Origin of the sequence: Paenibacillus sp. GXUN7292, from assembly GCF_050864975.1 — a bacterium.
Lineage (GTDB): Bacteria > Bacillota > Bacilli > Paenibacillales > Paenibacillaceae > Pristimantibacillus.
On the sequence record NZ_JBOZWO010000011.1, the window covers coordinates 127,376 to 149,061 of the forward strand.

At 45.3% G+C, this 21,686-nt stretch carries 15 protein-coding genes and 1 riboswitch; of the genes, 8 read left to right on the forward strand and 7 right to left on the reverse strand.

The annotated features are described in order from the left end of the window. The first annotated feature begins 131 nt into the window (after positions 1 to 131). Together ACRRU2_RS11835 and ACRRU2_RS11840 are read left to right on the forward strand one after the other, a co-directional pair. Positions 132 to 590 (forward strand): VanZ family protein, encoded by a 459-nt coding sequence (locus ACRRU2_RS11835; protein WP_331700605.1) that lies wholly within the window; start codon positions 132 to 134, stop codon positions 588 to 590. A gap of 326 nt (positions 591 to 916) precedes the next feature. Next, positions 917 to 1,645, forward strand: a complete 729-nt coding sequence (locus tag ACRRU2_RS11840) for a hypothetical protein (protein WP_432501789.1) — start codon at positions 917 to 919, stop codon at positions 1,643 to 1,645. 66 nt (positions 1,646 to 1,711) lie between these two features. On the opposite strand, the gene ACRRU2_RS11845 is transcribed toward ACRRU2_RS11840, so the two are convergent. Beyond that, a complete protein-coding gene (locus ACRRU2_RS11845) occupies positions 1,712 to 2,326 on the reverse strand; it encodes a TetR/AcrR family transcriptional regulator (RefSeq protein ID WP_432501791.1) in 615 nt (204 codons plus the stop codon). A gap of 176 nt (positions 2,327 to 2,502) precedes the next feature. Here ACRRU2_RS11845 and ACRRU2_RS11850 point away from each other — a divergent pair, with 176 nt between their 5' ends. The 3 genes from ACRRU2_RS11850 (at position 2,503) to ACRRU2_RS11860 (ending at position 10,495) form a co-directional block, all read left to right on the forward strand. Further along, entirely contained in the window at positions 2,503 to 4,722 is a 2,220-nt protein-coding gene (locus ACRRU2_RS11850) for an MMPL family transporter (RefSeq protein WP_432501793.1), read from the forward strand. A gap of 218 nt (positions 4,723 to 4,940) precedes the next feature. Beyond that, a complete protein-coding gene (locus ACRRU2_RS11855; RefSeq protein ID WP_432501795.1) occupies positions 4,941 to 5,360 on the forward strand; it encodes a hypothetical protein in 420 nt (139 codons plus the stop codon). A 14-nt stretch (positions 5,361 to 5,374) separates the two neighbouring features. Next, positions 5,375 to 10,495 (forward strand): DUF4132 domain-containing protein, encoded by a 5,121-nt coding sequence (locus tag ACRRU2_RS11860; RefSeq protein ID WP_432501797.1) that lies wholly within the window; start codon positions 5,375 to 5,377, stop codon positions 10,493 to 10,495. 1,009 nt (positions 10,496 to 11,504) lie between these two features. Here the strand turns inward: ACRRU2_RS11860 and ACRRU2_RS11865 are convergent. Beyond that, positions 11,505 to 12,944 (reverse strand): PLP-dependent aminotransferase family protein, encoded by a 1,440-nt coding sequence (locus ACRRU2_RS11865; protein ID WP_432501799.1) that lies wholly within the window; start codon positions 12,942 to 12,944, stop codon positions 11,505 to 11,507. A 122-nt stretch (positions 12,945 to 13,066) separates the two neighbouring features. Between ACRRU2_RS11865 and ACRRU2_RS11870 the strand changes: the two genes are divergently transcribed. Beyond that, complete coding sequence (locus ACRRU2_RS11870) at positions 13,067 to 14,029, forward strand: proline dehydrogenase family protein (protein ID WP_331702501.1); 963 nt, start codon at positions 13,067 to 13,069, stop codon at positions 14,027 to 14,029. A 423-nt stretch (positions 14,030 to 14,452) separates the two neighbouring features. Here the strand turns inward: ACRRU2_RS11870 and ACRRU2_RS11875 are convergent, their stop codons facing one another. The 5 genes from ACRRU2_RS11875 to ACRRU2_RS11895 form a co-directional block, all read right to left on the reverse strand. Next, a complete protein-coding gene (locus ACRRU2_RS11875; RefSeq protein ID WP_432501802.1) occupies positions 14,453 to 15,952 on the reverse strand; it encodes an S-layer homology domain-containing protein in 1,500 nt (499 codons plus the stop codon). Positions 15,953 to 16,107: 155 nt separating this feature from the next. Beyond that, on the reverse strand, positions 16,108 to 16,800 hold the full coding sequence (locus ACRRU2_RS11880) for a response regulator transcription factor (RefSeq protein ID WP_432501804.1): 693 nt from the start codon (positions 16,798 to 16,800) through the stop codon (positions 16,108 to 16,110). Positions 16,801 to 16,806: 6 nt separating this feature from the next. After that, positions 16,807 to 18,282 carry a sensor histidine kinase gene (locus ACRRU2_RS11885; protein WP_432501806.1) on the reverse strand — a complete coding sequence of 492 codons (1,476 nt, stop codon included), beginning with the start codon at positions 18,280 to 18,282 and terminating at the stop codon, positions 16,807 to 16,809. A 48-nt stretch (positions 18,283 to 18,330) separates the two neighbouring features. After that, positions 18,331 to 19,062: an ankyrin repeat domain-containing protein gene (locus ACRRU2_RS11890; protein ID WP_432501808.1), complete on the reverse strand. Its 732-nt coding sequence runs from the start codon at positions 19,060 to 19,062 to the stop codon at positions 18,331 to 18,333. 209 nt (positions 19,063 to 19,271) lie between these two features. Next, positions 19,272 to 19,571 carry a hypothetical protein gene (locus ACRRU2_RS11895; protein WP_432501810.1) on the reverse strand — a complete coding sequence of 100 codons (300 nt, stop codon included), beginning with the start codon at positions 19,569 to 19,571 and terminating at the stop codon, positions 19,272 to 19,274. A gap of 78 nt (positions 19,572 to 19,649) precedes the next feature. After that, positions 19,650 to 19,841, reverse strand: a riboswitch (cyclic di-AMP (ydaO/yuaA leader). Between the two features lie 245 nt (positions 19,842 to 20,086). Here ACRRU2_RS11895 and ACRRU2_RS11900 point away from each other — a divergent pair. Continuing rightward, entirely contained in the window at positions 20,087 to 20,614 is a 528-nt protein-coding gene (locus tag ACRRU2_RS11900; protein ID WP_432501812.1) for a hypothetical protein, read from the forward strand. Positions 20,615 to 20,688: 74 nt separating this feature from the next. Then, positions 20,689 to 21,159: a DinB family protein gene (locus ACRRU2_RS11905; protein WP_432501814.1), complete on the forward strand. Its 471-nt coding sequence runs from the start codon at positions 20,689 to 20,691 to the stop codon at positions 21,157 to 21,159. Positions 21,160 to 21,686: the final 527 nt, after the last annotated feature.

Here is a 21,686-nt window from a genome sequence, read left to right on the forward strand (position 1 = left end):
CGATTGGCTTTAAACCTCAAACCTCTATCGAAGAGGGTTTGCAACATTTTGCCAATTGGTACGTCAATTACTATAAGCTGTCTTAGTAAGTGGAGGAAAAATTATGGATGTACGTGGTTATGAAGTGAGTAATGAGTAAAAGACTGAAAAGGCTACTGCTCGTTTGTATCGTTTTATTTTGGCTCATCGTTATATTTTTATTATCAAGTCAGCCTGCTTCGCATTCTAACGACTTGAGTCAAGGAATAACGGAGAAGGTTGTCAGAGCTATTGAGAAGGTAACTAATCAACAGCTGGACTTGAATCAGTGGAACCACTGGATTAGAAAGAATGCTCATTTCTTTCTGTACTTTATATTAGGGATTTTTTTAATGTCCGGGTTAACTGCATTTCGGGTCAGATTGCGCCGGGCGAGTCTGTACGCGTTTGGAATATCTGTTCTTTATGCCATATCAGATGAAGTGCATCAGCTGTTTGTAGATGGGCGTGGCGGACAGGTGCGAGATGTGCTGATTGATTCTGCAGGAGCAGCTTTGGGCATATTGCTATTTGCAGGACTGTACAAGATGCTGCGGATTAGGCGGAAATGAACTGGAATGCCTCGGAATGCTGTATAAATAGTCTTTAAGTCTCTGTGTAATTGGTACTTAATATGGTAATCTACGATTAATTCAATCTGCCATGTGAGGGGATTAACTTGTGGATTAGCCTTTTGACTATACGTTCCTGGCATCGAATAAGCTTGGCTTACCATGAATTATTATTAGATGGCTGCATTTGTTATAGGAAACGATCTGAATTATATTGTAGAATCGATTACCACTATAAAAGATTGCTTGAAAAAGCTGACGCAAGATCGTAAATGCGGCAGCTTCTTTCGTATTATTAGCAGCAAATGAGGAGAGTTGCAGCAGAAATGAATAAGTTGTTTTTGAAGATAATGATTGGAGCAGGCTCGTTAATCGTTGTCGCTCTGATTGTTTATGGAAGTGTGAATTTATACAATAAGTTGTCAAAGGCTTCTGATTTGAAGGGTCAGATAGCAGAACATACGTCTACGGAAGTAGAAGAGAGCGAGCAACCGGGTTTTAACACTGATCATGAAATAAAGCCCAGCCCCTCTGCGACACCTCCCAGCTCGGCATTACCTGTAGAAAGCGCTGGAACAGGGCAGGGTGGAAATAAGCAAACTGAAGGTCAGAGTAATGGGACTGCTGTTCCTTCTGCTACAGTGTCTCCAACGACGTCGCCAGATCAGTCATCCAAGGAACAGGCTTCAGCACCAGTGGATGATGAAAAAGAAAAGTTGAAAAAAGAGATTGATACGAAAATAACTGCTGAAATGGAGAAATTGAAAGCCTCCTGTCAATCGGCAAGTATGAATTTAGCCGCCAAGATTTCAAAAGAGATACAGGCTGATAAAGATGCTTCCCTTGCTACTATCGGGGAAAAATATTTAGGTGCAATTGTAGAAGCCGAAAGTCAATGCGACAGCAGCTTTCAGCAGTTACTGAACCAAGCAACTGCTGAATATGAAGATGCTCAGCTTGTCACAGATTCTATGCCTAATTGGAAGCAGCAATTTGACTCGGCAAAAGAGAAGGCTAGGGAAAAAGCGCTTCAAGCGATCACTGGTTCGGAATAATAAGGTTGAACAAAAGCCCTTGTCGTTATCGACAAGGGCTCGCTTTTTCTTATACGTTTTTCCCAATTACTCTGGCTTTAACCCCTCAAATATCAGTTCTACTAATTCATTTGCAGCTTCTTCGACTGTTTGTACAATGTCCATAAAATGCTTGCGATTGCGGATCATAAGCATGCTTGTGTACAGATGAGTGACGAGGACGGGGTTACAAGGGCGGATCTCGCCATTCTCGATCGCTTTGCTCAGCGCATCGGCAATCGATTCGTAGATCGTTTCTTCGGTGCTGCGTATACGCTTGATTTGTTCCTCGGACAAATGGGGGGCTACTTCCCGCATCATCGTTTCAAATTCGACTTCAGCATTGCGCATTCTCCCGATAGCCGCTAGTTTCAGCTTCTGCTGAATGGTTCCTTCGCCGTTCAATATTTTTTGAGTTTGCGCATTGGCAAATGCTAATACGTTTACGACGCATTGTGTAAATAACTCAGATTTATTTTGAAAGTAATAATATAAACTAGCTTTTGTAAGCTGGCATGCGCTAGCTACGGAATCCAAAGAGACTTTTTCATAGCCCTGGGTCATAAATAGCTGTGCAGCAGTTTGCAATATAAGCTGCATCGTGTGTTTGGAGTCGTCTAGTTTTGGTCTTCCAGGTTTTCTTTTCTTTGGTTGATTAGCCATCGTATTTATCCTCCAGCATAGTTCTTTGCTCTAGTCATATAATAAACCAAATATGAAAAATAAGCATCGGTCAAGAAAGTAGTTGATTAATTAACCGAACAGTATATATAATTAAATGCATCTGTTAGTTTATATTGTAATCCATATCGGGAGTTAGGGAAACGGAGGAAGAGAAGATGGGTAAATTAACGGCTGCTACAGCTGGGCCACGCAGCAAATGGGTGACTGTTGCAGTGTGGTTGATCGTTGCCGTTGTATTAACGATAGCACTGCCGAATGTGAAGGAGTATGAGCGCAACAACGCACCTAATCTTAAGGATAATGCTCCTTCTGTCGAAGCGAGCAAGCTGATTGCTGAGCAATTTCCTGGCGAAGCCGGCATACCTGCGCTTATTGTATGGCAAAGGGACAGCGGGCTTACGGAAGCGGATTATACTGTCATTCAGAAGCTGGCAGGAGAGTTGGCGGCACAACCGCTAACAGCACTCCATGATGGCATTCCGCTCCATATGATGCCGGTGCAGGCGCTGCAGCAAATGACGTCAGAGGACGGCACGGTATTTATTCAGCCTTTATTATTTGAAGAGGATACGCAAACTGAAACGCTGAAGGAAAATTTGCTTGCGATTCAGGATAAAACGAAGCAATGGACAGAGAGCAATCCTTTTGAAGCCGGCGTGAATGAAAACAATACGTTAACGGCTAGAATAAGCGGACCTGCTGGCATTTTGGTGGACGCTACAGATTTATTCAAAAATGCCGATTTTGTATTGCTGATGGCTACAGTTATTTTAGTACTCGTACTATTATTATTAATTTACCGCTCGCCTATTCTTGCAATTATTCCGCTTGTTGGTGTCGGCTTTGCCTATGTTGTGACGAGCCCGATACTTGGCTGGATGGCTTCCAAGGGCTGGATTGTCGTTGATTCGCAAGCGATAGCTATTATGACGGTGCTGCTGTTTGGTGCAGGAACAGATTACTGCCTATTTTTTATTACAAGATTCAGACATGAATTGCTGCATACGGAGGAGCATAAAACGGCGATTAAAAAGACTTTCTCGGGTGCATCTGGCGCTATTGCGATGAGTGGTTTTACGGTTGTGCTTGCGCTTCTTGCTTTATTGGCCGCGCATTACGGCGCGTACCAGCGTTTTGCAATTCCATTCAGCTTGTCGATTCTCATTATGTGTATAGCGAGCTTGACGCTTGTTCCGGCAATTCTTGCGATTATAGGCCGTAAAGCTTTTGTACCGTTTATTCCAAGAACGGAGCAAATGGAGCGCAAGCATGAGGCGAAAACAGGTAAAAAGCATAAAAAGAAAGATCCTGAGAAGCAGTTTGGCAACCGGATCGGCAAGCTTGTTATTACGAAGCCTTGGACGGTTGTTATTGTCAGCACCTTGCTGTTGGGTGTGTTGGCGATTTTCTCGTACGGTATTCCGTATAAATATGATTTGTTATCCTCTTTCCCGGATGATATGCCGTCCAGGGAAGGCTTTAGCCAAATAGCGGAAGCATTCGAGCCCGGCGAGCTTGCGCCTTTGACGCTTGTTATTGGAGATAACAATGTGGCCGACCGTGAGAAGCTAAGAAGCGATGTTGCGCAGGCGATTGAAAAATTCCCGCAGACGGGCTCTGTGAGTGAGCCGCAGGAAAGCAAGGCTTCTGCCGATTATGCTGCCTATACGATTGTGCTGCATACGAATCCTTACGAGCTGGAAGCGATGGAGGCTGTTCCTCAGTTAAGGAAGACGGTAGAAGAAGTGCTGCTGGCTCATGGAGTTGAGAATGCTGCTGATCAAATATGGATTGGCGGGCAGACCGCCGAGCAATATGACAATATGAAAACGAATCAAAGAGACAGCTCCATCATTATGCCGCTAGTTATTTTGCTAATTATGATATTGCTGTTTGTCTATTTACGCTCGGTGTGGGCGACGCTTTATTTGATTGCTACGGTGTTACTGTCTTTCCTGGCGGCTTTAGGACTTGGGTGGATCATTCTGCATTACGGCCTTGGGGTTGAAGCGATTCAAGGGGCGATTCCGCTATACGCATTCGTATTCCTGATCGCGCTAGGTGAAGATTATAATATATTTATGGTATCGAGCATATGGAAAAAGAGCAGGGAAATGCCGCTTTCCCAAGCGATTAAAGAAGGTGTCAGCCAAACAGGCAGTGTTATTACTTCTGCGGGATTAATATTGGCAGCAACGTTTGCAGTATTAGCCTCCTTGCCGCTGCAGGTTCTGATGCAGTTTGGATTAATTACTGCGATAGGCGTCCTGCTGGATACGTTTATTGTAAGACCGTTCTTAGTCCCTGCCATTACGAAGCTGGTCGGTGAGCGTGTGTTTTGGCCGGCTAAAAAGGCTCGTGTGCGCGGACATTAATAAATAAATAAATAAAAATCCCTGGAGTGTATCGTTTATCTCTGGGGATTTTTTCGTATATATAACTTGTGCAAATATGCAGATGTCACAGGCGGCAGCCATTTAATCGATAGAGTGACTTCAACATTTTAATATTAAATAATATACTAGATGTTGGAAGATAGGTTTCATTATTTATCCGAAAAGAGAGTAATCCGGTTAGGGCAGGAGGATTCGTGATGCAAATTTATTTTAGAGTGAAGGCTGCCGGCAAGCGCAGGCCTGTTTTGGAGCTGGTTGAAGCTTCAATATCGGAATATGCCTCCAGCTTAAGGGAGGTCATTCAAGAAATTGTGACAGAGCAGGTGCGCCGCTATAATGATCGTAGTATTGAACAAGCGATCTTTCCTTATTTAACTCATGAGCAGCTGGAGAATCAGGCACAATCCGGAAAAGTCGGCTTCGGTGCTGCTTATGATGAACGGCAGGCTGATGAAGAGCTGGCTGTTGCCCATGCATGGCAAGCTTTTGAAGATGGCATATATAAAGTGCTTGTAGATGAAAAAGTAATAGAGCGTTTGGATCAACCGCTTGAGCTGAAAGAAGGTGCCGTGTTTACTTTTATACGTCTTACTTTGCTGTCAGGAACGATGTATTAACGCTGGGAGGAATTATGATGGGTCAAAGAGTGGAGATCGACATAAAACAAGAGCGCTTGGATGAGATAGAAAAGCAGCTGCACAAGTCCAGTCATCATCAGTATTATGATTTGGCTAACGGTTTATTTTTGTACATAAACAAAGACTATAATAATCGAGAAGAACGTACAAAACAGCTGTTTGATCAGTTGGATGAGGCTTATGGCTGTTCTGTAAAGAAAATAAAAGATGCAGAGACGTTATTGGATGGGGCATTGCGCGAGGCTTGCAGCCTTCTATTTGGTGCAGCGCGTACGGAGGATTTGTTTGATTTGCTGCGCAGACGGCTGGAGTATACGTATTCGGGTCAATATTCTTATCGAAAAGGCTACCGATCGCAAAATTGCAGTTATTATTTAGATGGAATATTAGAGCTTGTGTCTTGTTATTATTTTTACCAAGCTTATGATTTCACGGTGCTTGAATATTTGACCTCGCCAGATAAACAGTTGTCAGATGACTATATTATGTCTTATCTGATTGCAAGGGAAATTGATAACGGCAATAAGGCAGTTGTTGAAGCATTAAGCGATGTTTTATTTGGTGAAAATCAGACGGCGCTTCTATCCCGTAATATGATTCGCGGAATTGTCCGAAGCCATAATGTAGAATGCTACGAGATGCTCGGTAAGCTTCTTCTTGCTGCCAGATTGCAGGAGGGCTTGCGCCAGCATATCGTTGAAAGCCTGGATGAAGGGACGATAGAGGCAGTTATTTATCTGGTTAAATTTATTATAGATAATAAATTAGAAAGATTCAGCGCTGTAATACGAGCACTTGATACGTGGACGGGCCTTGGGTTTTCGGATCAAAAGCCTGCAGTCATCCGCAAATGTCTGGAGCTTGCGCTGCGCTCTTTAACGGATTCTTCTTATGCGGCTGAAGCGGAGCAAAGCAGTGATGCTTTAGTTTATTATTTTATGCTGTGGGGGGCGGCTTACAGAGAAATAGAGGATACGAAGGAGCTTATAGATCGTACTTTGCAAAGCGGCGCCAGATATAAGAAGCTGGCTGCCTTGTATTTTCTGTCGCACTCTGATCTGGGCAAGGTGCAGCATGAGGTAGCGGCAAGGCATCTCGCTGCAGCGGCAGATGATATGGAATTGCTGGCATGGCTGCTTAGAAATTATCATTATGAATATAGCAGCATAAGCACCTATAGTTGGGAACGCCGCAAGATGGAGCCGAACGGGCCGACTTCGCCTCTTGATCCTGATTTCGATAAGCGGAAGGAGCAGTTTGATGTTTTGCTGCAGCTGTTCCAGCAGCTGAAAGGCTCGACAAAGGTTTTCAATGAAAGTGTATTTTCATGGGGCGCCATTCAGCTTGACCCTGATGAAGTGACGGGCAGGCTGCTGACGATTGTATCCTATGATTTTAATTCCAGTATGATTGATCGTTTAATAGAGTCCTATGACCATATGGGTACCCAAAATAGACTTGCTTTCATTGTTTATTATATACGCAGGCTGCAAAGCGAGAAGCAGCGGGCATTTTTATTGACAGCATTGGGCGATAAGAGCTCAAGCAACCGTGAGGCTATATTAAAAATAATGGGTGAGCTGGAGCTTACTGCCCCCGAACAGGACAGAGTTACTGCGCTGTTAAAGCAAAAATCGGGTGCGGTCAGACAGGGCGCGATTGAATTGTTAATCAAGCAAAATGATGAACCGCTAAGCGCAGCGTTGACTGAGCTGCTGGCAGCATCCAGCGTGCAGCAGCGGCTTGCAGGGCTGGAGCTTGTAAACCAATTGCAGCAAAGCGATGAGCGGCAGGCTTTGTATTCTGCAATGCTGCAAAAGGTCGAGCAGCTTCATGCCGCTGGCCGCGCCACGGCGCAGGAGCAGGTGCTCATTGATAAGCTGCTGAATACTGTGCAGCCGCAGTACAGTGCAAGCAATGGCTTTGGCTTGTATGATCCTGACGCTGCTATCCATATTCCGGATGAATATCATCATCCTGCACTGCAAAAAGCTGATTCCATGCCGCTTCCGCTTACGCCGCAGATTGAAGGGGTATTGTACATCAATAGCGAGCGTTTGAAGCAAATTGCCGCGCATTTTGCAGCCATATTTGAAGCGAACAAGGATTACGAATATGAAACGGAATATTATGACGGCAGAATTGAAAAAGTATTGCTTGGCAATCAATACTATAGCCTCAGCAAAATGTACAATGGGCAAGAAAAAGGGAATGACGCCAAAGATAAGCTTGATCATTATCCGCTTCCTGAGCTGTGGAGACAAGCAGCCCGGGATTTGAAGCTGACAGCATCAGATATGCTGCAGCTATTATCGGCGACAATCGGAACCAGGGAAGAATTTAATCATAGAGAAACTTGGTTTAAAGAGATTTACAGTGATGTCATCGAGCATATGTATGATGGAGTCTGGGATCTGCCTTATTTTAAGTTTATCGTTCAATTGATTCGTTTGCTGCTTGCTGAGCAAAATCAGCAGGAGGTATTCCGCCTATGCATGGATACGTATAAGCATTTGCGTTCCAGGATGACCGTGGAGCAGTGCAGCCTGAACAGTTATGCGTATAACGAGGATTACTATTATAGGGACAGACACGAACCGCCGCTCGAATCCTGGCTCGTAACCTTCTGGCTGAATGAAGCTAACTCCGTGATTGTAAACGACGAGCAGTTTACGGAATGGTTTTATACCGCTTATTCCAGCTATCAATTAACAGAGAAAAAGTACGGCTCGCTGCTTCAGCTTGATTTATTTGCCCGCGCTTTGCAGCTCGGTTTGTTGACAGAGCAGCAAATGCTAAAGGAAATGATGACGGGCTTGTTTGCAGACGATTTGATCCGTTTGCTTACACACCCGAAATGGAGCAAGACCGCATTAACCTATAGTCCCCGTTTGGCTGATCTGACGAAGCAAGCGGTGGACCGGATGGTAGAAATCGAAGCGCTGCGCGGTGATATGCCGACTGAGGTTTCATCATTGGTCAGATTTATTTACAGGTTTGAAGGGATGAGGCATTTTACGAGCCTTCTGACCGGCTTGGGCAAAGAGACGTTTCAACGCGGCTACAGCTATGGCAGCAGAGAGACGAAGAAGGAGATACTCAGCTCCTTGCTGCAAAGCTGTTATCCGGCTGAAGGGGAAGATGCTGCTTTGCTTGGCAAGCTGCTCACGGATACGGATATTTCGGAGCAGCGTTTGCTTGAAGCGGCAATGTATGCACCGCAGTGGGTAAATATTGTACAGCAATATTTGGGCTGGCCGGGCTTAAAGAGTGCAGCCTGGTACTTTCATGCTCATATCAATGCGACCTTCTCGGCCCAGAAGGAAACGGAGGTAGCGATCTTCTCGCCAATTTCTCCGCAAAGCTTTAACGACGGCGCATTTGACAGTGCGTGGTTTAAAAGCGCATATGCAGAGCTAGGAGATGAGCGATTCCAAATGCTTTACAGCTGTGCCAAGTATATTTCGGACGGCGGCAGCAGCCATCGCCGCGCCCAGCTGTTCGCCGATGCGACGCTTGGCAGGCTGGATAAGGGGCAGCTGGCGGAGGAAATCGCCAAGTCGCGCAACAAAGACAAGCTGCTCAGCTTTACGCTTATTCCGATTAAAGAAAACGATAAGCAGGATGCACTGGGGCGTTACGAGTTTATTCAGCGGTTTCTGAAGGAAAGCAAGCAGTTCGGCGCTCAGCGGCGTGAGAGTGAAGGGGTTGCCAGCGCAATCGCTTTAGAAAACCTGGCGCGTAATTTGGGCTACAGCGATGTCAATCGAATGATGTGGACGCTTGAAGCAGATAAATTTGAGGAGATTAAAAAGTATTTTAGCCCGCAAACTATTAACGGTGTAGAGCTTTGGCTTGCCATTGAAGAGGAAAGCGAAGTAACTATACATGTAGAAAAAGCAGGAAAAGCTTTGAAGAGTATACCGTCTGCGATAACTAAGCATGAGCAGGTGCTTCAGCTCAAAGAGCTGCAAAAGTCGCTTAAAGATCAATACGCCAGGGCGCGGAAAAGCCTGGAGCAGGCGATGGAGCACCAAACGGCTTTCACGCTTGAAGAATTGATCAACATTACCCGAAATCCAATTGTAGCGCCGCTGGTCCAGTCATTAGTGTGGGTGCTGCCAGCTGAGCGTCAGCTTGGATACTTGTATCAAGCCGATGGGGAATATTTGCATCAATCCAGTGGTGGAAATTTGCATCAAGCCAATGGCGGATATATGCGTCAAGCCAGTGGCGGAAATTTGCGTCAAGCCAGTGGCGAATTCTCGCTTCGTCAGCCGGATGGCACGTTGAAAGAGCTTGCCGCAGAAGCTGTTCTGTACCTCGCTCACCCAGTGGACCTATATGAATCCGGTTTGTGGAGCGACTTCCAAAAGGACTTGTTCGAGCGGCAAATCAAGCAGCCGTTTAAGCAGGTATTCCGTGAATACTATCGCATGGATGCGGATGAAGCGGCAGCGGGTACGGTATCCCGCCGTTACGCGGGTCATCAGGTGCAGCCGCAGCGAACCGTGGCGCTGCTGCGCGGACGGACGTGGACCGTAGATTATGAGGAAGGGCTGCAAAAGGTTTATTACAAAGAAAACCTGATTGCCCGCATGTATGCGATGGCTGATTGGTTCTCTCCGTCAGACATTGAGCCGCCGACACTGGAGACGGTGCAGTTTTTTGATCGGGCTACCTTTAAGCCGGTGAAGCTGGATCAAGTTCCTGCGATTATCTTTTCCGAAGTGATGCGGGATATCGATCTTGTCGTCAGTGTTGCGCATGCAGGCGGCGTTGATCCGGAGGCTAGCCATTCTACTGTTGAGATGCGAGCCGCCATAGCTCGTGAGCTGCTTATGCTGCTGGATGTAGGCAATGTGCGGATTGAAGGCTCGCATGCGCATATTACAGGCACGCTTGGCGAGTACTCCGTGCATATGGGATCGGGTGTTGTTCATAAGAAAGGAACAGGAGCGCTGAATATTGTGCCTGTTCATTCGCAAAGCCGGGGCAGACTGTTCCTGCCGTTCGTGGACAGCGATCCGCGCACCGCGGAAATTATGTCCAAGCTGCTGCTCTTGGCTGAGGATAACAAGATTAAAGATCCGAGTATACTGGCGAAGCTTTAAGTCGAGTTGTATGAATCCTGGAGAACGCATGGCAGAGCCGATGTGCACGTATATAAAAAGAACTTGCAGCGAATGCTGCAGGTTCTTTTTTATAGTTAGTTATTGCACCAATAGACCTAAAGCGGAGCGCTCGAGAAGCTGTCCATTATGTAACGAATCTTCAAGACGCTATTTCACATAAAATGTGCCTTTTGAAATTCTTACGAATCGTAGAGGCGCTATCTGTGAACAAATGCTCATTTAGGCAGCGTTTTACAGCCAATAAGCATGCTACGATTCGTTACATTTTTAAAACAAGCTTTTTTGGTGTAATAACGTTACCAGGGAGACTGTCGATTCATTGTGAGCAACTATTGATAAGCAATGAGAAAGGGGAAACGGAGAGCAAGAATGGGAATGGAGAAGCGGTAGCGTCCGCATTTGTAGGCTAATTTTTTCCTTTACAGGCATTATTTATTCATGAAAATTAGACTACAACAGCGGTCGGAACCCCAAATCTTGTTAATCGACACCCTCCCAGGATTCGTTAGGGTTTCCAAACGAGTTTTTCAACAGCCTGCGAAAGTGCAGGATTTTTTCGGGATAGAGGGCTATTTTAGTGAAAGTCCTGCGATTCTGCAGCATTTTCCACTAATTTCGGTTAAAAAGTAACTTAGTGCACAAATATCCTGTACAACCGCATCATTTTTCAATAGACACTCCGGAACTGAAAAAAATGATGTACTTCAGCATCATTTATATGAGTTTAGCTTGATTCAGCAGTTGGTACGAGTCGTGCCTGGTACGATTAGCAAGTAGTGTGAGTCGTGTAGGTGCGCTTAGCATACAAATGGAGTCGTGGTGCAATCGGTGCGATTAGCAAATGTTCGAGTCCTGTTTGGTGCGATTATGTACGAGTCGTGCCAGGTGCGCTTAGCATTTAGCAATTAGCAGCGAGTCTTGCTCGATGCGATTAGCAGTAGTCCCGCTTAATGCATTTAGCAATTAGTATGAGTCTCCCCCTGCTAGATCAGCCCTTCTCTTTCTCCAATAGGGGCAATAAAGCTGAAGCCAGCCTTTGAACGCCTTCTTCAATCTTATCCTCCGACAAGTTACCAAAGCCCAATACAATCCGATTACGCTGTGCGTCCTTGTTAATGGCGTGGAGTTCAACGGGATATACTTTGACGCCGTTCTTCTCTAAGGTTTCACATAAGCCGCTGTTGAATGCAATGTCAGGAAATTCAGCAATGAAATGAAGCCCCGTCGAATAGCCCGATAGATGAACAGATGGACTGAAGTGGCTCACGAGCGACTTCATCAAGCAATCTCTTCTTCTGCGATAGAGCTTTTTCATTTTTGCAACATGGCGGTCCAAATGGCCTTCATCTATGAAGCGGGCAAGTATTAATTGTTCGAAGGAAGGGGTGTGCAGGTCGGTTAGCCACTTCAGTTTGCGAGCTTTTGAGATCAAGCTTTGCGGCAGTATTAAATAACCCATCCGTAATGACGGTGATAAAATTTTGCTAAATGTTCCGATATAGATGACCTTATCCGGTTCCAAGCCTTGCATTGAGCTTACAGGCGGACTTTCATAACGGAATTCACTGTCGTAGTCATCCTCAACAATATAGCAGCCTGTCGTTCTTGCATACTGAATTAATTGAACGCGGCGTTGAATGGGCAGAATGCCTCCCAGCGGATACTGATGAGAAGGAGTCACATAGACATAGCTTGGCTGTTTATCATAGGGAAGCAGGCTGGTCATCATGCCGTGCTCGTCGACAGGAATAGGAAGCAGCGTTGTGCCTGGTACGGAAAACATCGTTTGGATTTCATGAGTAATGGGATCTTCAATTATGGCTTTCGTGTCCTCTGACAAAAATAGCTTTGCAATAAGCGATAGCGCTTGTGTAGCTCCGGTCGTAATCAATAACTGTTCGGGATGGCATATCACCCCTCTAGTTCGGCGCAAATACCGTGCCAGAACGGCTCTAAGCTCTGCCCGGCCTTCAGGCCTGCCATACCCGACAGCCGAATCGGGTCCATGCAAATATACTTGCTCAGCAAGCTTGCTCCATATTTTTCGCGGGAAAAGGTCCAGGGCTGGAATGCCGGGGCGAAAATCAATCCATTCTGAAGGAGGCGATTCCATTAAAGCAGAAACGTCAAATTCAGTCTGCCTGATGCTGTTCAACACTTCTAAATCCACTAAACCTTCCAAATAGGTTCCCTCTGCGATAAAGGTTCCCGAACCTTGCCTGCCTTCAATAAATCCTTCCGCAAACAGCTGTTCATAAGCTTCGACAACGATATTACGCGATACAGACAAGCTGGCCGCCAGTTCTCGAGTGCTCGGAATTTGTTCGCCGCTGCGCAGCTCGCCCTGCAGTATTTTACTCCGAAAATGCTCATAAATTTGCCTATAAAGCGGCACGCCTGATGCCCGATTGATTTGTACCCATGTCATCCTTTATTCCGTCCCTTATAAAAGTGGTACCCCTAAATTTATCAATTAGTGGTCCTATTATAAACCATATTAACACGATACATTAGAAACTGTAAGTTTACGTAGTCGTGGAGGGATGCTGGATGAAAGAGCTTGAGTGGGCCGCTTTGGCTTCCAATATGCTTAAGAGGATAGCTAGAAGGGAAGACATCAGAGCATATGTGGAGCAATCGAAGGAGCTTTATCCGATTTTATTTCGAGCAGCTCAGAGGTTTATAGCAGGAGAAAGCAAGGAAACTGCGGTAGCGGAAGCTGAGGAGCTGATCTCGAAGGGATATGCGGTGTCTTTGGAGTATATTGGGGAAAATACGCGTACCATGCAAGAGTGCGAGCTTGCCAAAGCGGAGTTTATACACTTAATTCGATCAGCTGGTGCTGCTGGTATACAAACAACGATCTCTTTGGATCTGTCGCATATCGGTTTGGAGGTAGATTCAGAATTTGCTTACGGGCAGCTTATTGAACTGGCAAAAGAGGCGGCGCAGTATCGAATGAACATTATGATAAGCGCAGAGGAGTCGGCGAAAACGGATAGAATTCTTCAATTATATAGACGAAGCAGCGAAGCCTGCTCCAACATTGGCATTACCTTGCAGGCGCATTTGCATCGTACCTTGCAAGATTTCAATGAAATAGCAGAATGCACTGGACCTGTCAGAATCGTGAAAGGGGCGTTTAAAGAACCGGAACAAATGGCATTGCCCAGATCAGAGGAACTGAATAACAGGTATCTTCATTTGACGGAAACGATTCTTTCTGCCGGGCGTTCCTTGTCCATCGCAACGCATGACGAATCCATTATTGAGGAAGTCCAGAAGCGCGGTTACTTGGACAGGTCAAATGTGCAAATGGAAATGCTGTATGGCATTCGGCCAGAGAAGCTAAAACAGCTTAAAAAAGTCGGATACAAGACGCAGGTGTATGTTCCGTATGGACGGGAGTGGCACTTATATTTTTGTCATCGATTAGCGGAATACCCGCCGAATATTTATAAGGCAATAGCTGATATGGCTGAGCTGCAAAAGGCGAAGGAGTCTGATTATTAAGTTAAGGCGAGAAAAGGAGCAGCTTCGTATTAGACGTTTGAAACTCTAACGAATGCTAATAAACAGAGACTGTCGATTAATTGTGAGCAACAAGAGCAAGATTGGGAATGGAGAAGCGGCAGCGTCCGCCTTTGTAGGCCAATTTTATCCTCTACAGGGGTTATTTAATTGCAAAAATTGGACTACAACAGCGGTCGGAATCCCAACCTTGATCGCAGTGGCCCCCTTTCTATTGCTTGTTGCTCTATCCACAATTAATCGACAGTCTCATACGATGCGTTACAATTACAAAAGGAGCATTTTATGCGAAATAGCGCCCCCAGGCTTCGTTACAGAAGGAACGGTTTACCGATCTCTCCGCCTAAGCCTGTTAACTGGCTATTAAAAAGGAGCAGCCTCATAAAAGACTGCTCCTTTAGCCTATTATTTCACGCTTAGCACTACTTCATTAGCAGTTGCCCAGCTGCCTACAGGCGTAATCTCATAGTTGACGCCATCGGCAAGCTTGCCATCGTTTTGAAGTTCGAATACGCCAACGGCGCCTTTGCGGGTTTGTACTTTGTATTGCGCAGTTAATGTGGTGCCGTCAGAGCCCTTCAACTGAATGGAACGATAAGCGAATAGCTCGTCTCCAGGATCGGCAGTCAACGCCACGTTCAGGGTAGCGGCATCAACTTTCGTTACGGAAGCAATTTCAAGTGGAGCTATCGTTTGTGCGGTGAACGTATTGTTCTCCAGCTCGAACCAATCGGACGTTACGGTATATTTCACACCCGGTTGCAAAGTTGTACCTGCAGGCAGGCGGAATTTTGGCTCCTGCTTGCCATCTGTCGATTGTGTGAACCCAACATAGCTGACGGTGATCGGCTCGCCGCCTTCAGGTGTCAGAGTCGCTTGTCTTGTAGCAAGGGAAGGGATAATTTGCATTTCCTGCCCATTCCATTTATTGTTCTCATCGAGTACAACTGCATTAGCGCCCCGTCCGCCTGCATAGGCTGAAATCAAATAACCATAATCGATAACGCCGTCTGCGCGGAAGGAGTCAACCTCGAAAGTGTCCGCAGTAACCTGACGAACGCCGCTAAGCTGAATCAGCTCATCACTTGCTTTAGCGGAATGCTCGCCGTTCCCTTTATAGTTGGTTGTATAAGTCGTGCCTGGTGTCATAGTCTGAACCGGTACAATATAAGTAGAGATTGCACCCGTTTTTAGACGTGGCTGATTGACAAGCTTCAAATTATGATCAAATGAAAAGTTCGCATTTGCAGCATCTGTCGTTTCATCCGCTATCGTTAGCGGCGCAGTGAATACGACCTCAAAAGCTACTTTATTAAGCGCCTTGATCGATACGATCTCAGCATCAGCTGATCGGATCGCTTTTTGCGACAATACGAGAAGCTGCGCTGTTTGGCCGCGCGTAAGCTTTTTGTCGTTTATTTGAAGACCATCCATCCAATATTGGACCGATTTTACATCTCGCTGCAGCGCTTTGGCGACGAAGGATGCGGCATCTGCAATTTCAGCAGGCTTGTTAGGCTGAAAATCCTTCGTATTTTCTATCAGTCCAGCGGCTGCCGCTGTTTCTACATAAGAGGTATACCATTTTTCCTTCTTGCCTTCATTTTGTTTCGCAGCGCCATCCTTGTCGAGCTCAAGCGCAAGCACAATCATTTTAACCAGTTCGGCATTGGTAACGTGCTTCTCTGCACGCATTGTTCCGTCATCATAGCCTTTAAGCACTTGTTGGCTTACCAGCTGCTGGATTGCTTGGTCAACCTGCTGGTTGAAATATGAAGCCGCCGGCTGTGTGATGCTGGTTGTCGACAGCGATGCCGCCTTGACGTTCTGGATGGGCAGCAATGCGCCTCCGCTTATAAGTACTGACAGAGCTACGATAGCTGCTTTTTGATTCATCATCTTCATTGCTCATCTTCCTTTTCTTTTAGAGTGTGTTTCGTTCATAAATCAATCTTAAACGACAGCTCTAAACGGGCCGAAAAGAAAGTATAAACATTTTATAAATGGCGGCATAACTTTGTACAAAGCGGAGCGCTGCAGCTTGCGGCAATCCATCGCATTCAGACTGTAAAGCGGTAGCCGGCTCCCCAGACTGTTTCGATAAATTGCGGATTGGAGGGATCGGCTTCAATTTTTTCGCGAATCCGCGAAATATGAACCGTTACGGTAGCGATATCGCCATTGGATTCCAGTCCCCAAAGCCTTTCAAACAGCTGGTCCTTGCTGAATACACGGTTTGGATGTGTAGCCATAAATACAAGCACTTCAAATTCCTTGGCTGTAAGCATAACCTCCTTGTCATGCACGAATACGCGATGGGAGGACGGCTGAATGTTCAGCTCGCGAATTTGTATACTGTCTGATTCTTTGGGCTGCTTGCCAATCATAAATCGTTCATAACGAGCCAGATGTGCTTTTGCTCTGGCCACCAGCTCATTAGGACTGAACGGCTTGGTTACAAAATCGTCTGCGCCCAGACCGAAGCCGCGGATTTTGTCCAGCTCTTCTTTTTTGGCAGATACGATAAGAATTGGCACATCAAGCTTTCCTCTAATCGTCTTGCATATTTCAAAACCATCCATCCCCGGCAGCTGGAGATCGAGAATAATCAAATCGAATTGACCGCTTAACGCTCTTTCAAGCCCCGTGTTGCCGTCAAGACTAATTTCCGCCTCGTAGCCATGCAATGCAAAATAGTCTTTTTGCAGCTCAGCAATATAAGGGTCGTCCTCTATTATCAAAATCTGCTTCATCTGCTATCACCGACGATCTATTGATATTTTTAAAGTAAAGGTAATGCGTGTTCCTCGTCCAAGCTGGCTGCTTGCCCAAATCGTCCCGCCGTGGCCTTCAATAATTTGCTCTGCAATGGCAAGCCCAAGACCACTTCCGCTGGCTGTGCTTTGATTGCGGGAAGGCTCAGCCCGATAAAAACGCTCGAAAATATGAGGCAGGGAATGCTGATCAATGCCAGGTCCGTTGTCTTCTACATATATAATAGCCTGCTCTTCTTGGCGTCCTAGTCCAATTGTAATTTTTTTCGGAGGCTGCACCATATATTTGATGCTATTATCGAGCAAATTAATAACAACGCGCTTCAGCTTCTCACGGTCAGCGAGTACGAATAGCGGCCCTTGTAAGGCTTCATCCCACCGCAGCTCTACCTGATGGTTATCAAATTCAATAGCCATTTCATCCGCGATATGATGCAGGAAAGGGCTAAGCTCCAGCTGCTCAAAAGAAAAAGGCTCTTTCTTGAGGTCCAGCTTGGAATAGAACAGAAGCTCGTCGACTAGCCGTTCCATATCGGTAGCGCGAGTATGAATCGCGCGAACATATTGCTGCAGCTTTTCCTCCGTATTCGTCACGCCATCGCGAATGCCTTCAGAATAGCCTTTGATTGTTGTTATAGGCGTACGCAAATCATGAGAAATGTTGGAGAGCAGCTGCTTGCGGTTTTCTTCGTAGCGAAGCTGCAGCTGGATCGAGTCGTAAAGCTTCTGCCGCATTTGATCAAAGGTTTGCACTAATTGCCCAACCTCATCCTTGGAGCCGGATTTTAGCTGGAAGGTCAAATCGCCGCTTTTAATATGCTCAGCCGATTGTCTTAGCTCGTCGAGCGGCTTAACAATTTTGCGTGTAACATACCGATAAAGCAGGAAGCCTGTAAGCAATAATATAATAATAAATATGCCAATCAGCAAAGGAAGCAGAGTACGCACCATTTCAGCAAAAGGACTTCTTTCACGAATGACAAAAATGCTGCCTTTATCGCCTGTTTCAGGAGAAAAGTGAAAATCAAATTTTGAATAGGAGAAAAAGCGGCTGCCGATATTCATCGTGTTGCGAATCGTATTGTTGCCCATATCATACTTTGGCAAAATAGATAAAAGATCAACCCCTTCAAGCGCTGGAGCGACAAAAAGAAGCTGGTCGTTTTCACGAATTACGAGCGAGGCCTGCACCATTTTCAACTGAAAATTGTATTCCTCCAGCAGCACTTGATTTTTCAATTGAAGGGGGTCATGCTTTGCTAAATATTTAAGATCAAGAAATAAGCTCTCTTCTTCCTCCGACAAAGGATGCAGCGAATAATGAATCGTATAAAAGCTGCGAATGCTGCGGAAATCACCAGTTACGGCAACAGAGAGCAGATAGGCGGACAGTATGAATAAAATGACGGATACGATTACGACGGAAGTAAAAGAGAGCAGCAGTCTAAAGCGTATGGACAAGTTGTCACCACCACTTTCATTAATATAGGCTCTTGTTGCCTCATTATGCTATTCGCCGCCGGCTGCTTCCAATGCCTGCACCATTTCGCTATAGCCTAACCGCTTGGCATGCTGCAGCGGAGTAACACCTTCAGAGTCGGCTATATTGACATCAGCACCATACTCGATCAGCAAATTCACAATTTGCTGATGTCTGGTTCCGCCATTGCCGAGCAGAACAGCTTCCAGCAGCGCTGTCCAGCCCAGATTGTTAATATGATCAATATTGACATCAGACGTTTTTAGCAGCTCCTTGACGATATCGACATGACCGCGATCAGCGGCAGGGATTAAAGCTGTACCGCCAAAGCGGTTTGTCAGCTTTGTATCTGCTCCTACGGCAATAGCTGCGCGCACGAAATCAAGCAAGCCCTCAGCGCCGGCATAAAGAAGCGGATTATCGGAGCGATTATCGCGAATATTAATATCAGCGCCTTTATCGATAAGCCATTGGAACAAATCTAGCTCGTTCGTATGGACAGCGATCATGGCAGCCGTTCTGCCGCGGTTGTCAACAGCGTTGATATTTGCGCCTTGCTCAAGCAGCGCCGCCATTTCTTCTTTTTTGTTATGCTCTGCGGCCTGCAAAAATTCAATGTTTAATTTATCCATATTCTCCTCCAATGCCTGTTCTGTTTTTTGTGAATTCTTTTTATTATTATTTTGATTGAAGTTGGTTTGACAGCCTGATTGCGTAAGCAGCACCAGTCCTATAATAAGTATTATTGTTGTTCGCAGCATCGCTTATCCGTCCTCCTGTCCTCGTATTATAGCAGGTAAAATTTTGTTATTATTTCATCATAGCAAAAAAAAATAAATAGTCCGCAAACATGATATTAAAAAAGTATAAACAAAAAGGAGCATGCTGCCCGCTGTGGACAACCTGCTCCTTGCTGCTTAAAATGATATGCAAACATAAATGCTTATAAATTTTTCTTTTTCAAAAGCTGTTATTCGACACCATCCCGAAAATGCTTGACGTAATTCTTATCGCCAATATGCTTCAAATCATCAATCGTATTTTCCAGGGTAGTAATAAGCTGTTCTTTCATATGCCGGATGGTTTCGTAAAAAAGAATCTCCTGCTCGCCGACAGGCTTGCTGCCATAAATAGCTTGAACGGCAACCAGCTTGCGGTGCTGATCCTCGAATTGCTCCAATGATTCATATACATGCTTGGCATATAGAGCAATATCTTTGTTTTTATAAGGAATTTCACTTTGCAAATGCTCGATTCGGTTATGCATCATGGACATCACGCGCCTTTCAACTCGATTTTTAGCTTTAGCTGAAGGAACAGTCAGGTCTATGTTTTCATCATAACAATCATCCTCTCTCTGCAACGCTTACGGAGTTAGCTGACGGATTAGGGCAGTGAGATTGCCCCTCCCATAACTTGCCTTCCTTGATTCTGGCAAGCATGCAGGATTCACCCCGGTAGATAATGGCGGACACCGGATGGTGCAAGCTGTTATCGGATGGTTCCTCCGTTCCTGTACAGGATTCAGCGGTTAGGAGTAAAATTGTGAACATGGTTTGAATCGCTTTTGAAGATAAATTGTATGATACGCTTGCTTGTAAAAGTTGTAAAATAACAAAAAAAGTCATAGCTTTGCATGGAGCAGCATTTGCTTGTAATGTAACCGTAAAGACAAGCTATTTTCTTAATTTTTTAAAAGAATAGTCCCGTATGCTTTCATTTTCATTTTTTCGCCTATAAAATGATGGATAAATTACCTTAGATAAACTGCAAGGGAGATGTAACATGTTTGATCCAACTGTATTTGATAATTTAAAAATAGCTTTCGAAAACGAACTGTATGATTTGGATAATTTGAATCAGTACATTTTAGTTTCCGATCGAAAGGATACGGTCGAGCTGTCGGTGATGGGACGCGAGTTCAAGCTCAAATTTCATCTGGTCAAGCAGCCTAATATTAGTGCAGAGGTTAGGCTGCATGCTTCTCTGAATAATTTGGCTGCGGAAATATTGGAGCAGGAGGGTGCCAATCCTGGTTGTTCCTTGTCGATTTATTTTTATTTGACGATTATGGATGAACAGACAGCGTGCAGCCAAATAGAAAAGATTTTGCGGGAAATTTGGGATCCGGCTGTAACTTTGCGGCAAACGCTAAGTTATACATACGGTACACAAACCGCAGGCTGGAGCAATGTTGTCGAATTGAACTTTATTAGACAGATTAATGAAGAGCAGATGGGCGATATTTCAGAGCTGGTGCAATATATGCTTGAATCGTTAGAAAAGCTTGATGCTAATACTATTAATTTATAAGCTGCTATAGATTTGATATTCGCCTATAAGTTCGTTAATATAGAAATAGAACATAGAAGATGGAGGTTTAAATTATGTATCGTACAGTGGCAGATTTTATAGAAGAATGGTCAGCTTCGGCTGCAGGCACGCTTTCTGTGTTTCAAGCAATTTCCGACGATAAAATGGATGTTGCAATAGCGGAAGGACATAATTCCCTTGGCTGGCTGGCTTGGCATTTGGTAGGCTCCGCAGGCGTGTTTGGCCAACTATCTGGGTTGGATGTGCCGGGTCTAGGCAAAGGAACTCCAGTACCGGCTTCGATGACTGAGGTTATCGCCAAGTATAATGAAGTAATTGCGGCATACAGTGAGGCTGTGAAGAGCTTGACGGATGAGCAATTGCTTGAGGAAATCAATGGCTTTGGCAACCCTCTTCCGCGCGGCAAGTTTTTGCGTATTATGGTTGATCACCAGACACACCACAGAGGTCAAATGACGGTGCTGCTGCGTCAGGCAGGCTTGCCTGTTCCAGGTGTCATGGGACCGACTAAAGAAATGCAATAATCTTTACAATAATCTTTAATCTGCTCAATGTTTAATGATAATAAGCAGTCTGTTTGCCGCAATCGAGATGATTGCTGCGCACAGGCTGCTTTTTTTGAATGGATCCTGATGATGCGGACACTGATGACCATGAGCGCTCATTATTTGCCAACTTCCACGTTCTAGCGGACAGAATTGAGACTGTCGATTCATTGTGGAAAGTTGCAACAAGCAATAGAAAGGGGGCACTGCGATCAAGATTGGGATTCCGACCGCTGTTGTACGCCAGTCCCAATCTTGCTCACAGATGGTCACACGTTCCGTTATTTGCTCAAAAAACGCTATTTTCTCAATTTCGCGGTCACTCATTCCGCTATACGGCTCCAGATGGGGCACTTTTTGCGATTTATGGATCAATAACGGAACGTCTGTCACCTTACCTTCTCAAAACTACGATTTTAGGCGTAATAACGGAACGACTGACCATCTAGCGAAGTTGTCGATTCCTTGCAGAATGAAGATGCTTGGCTTTTTTCAAATATAGGAAA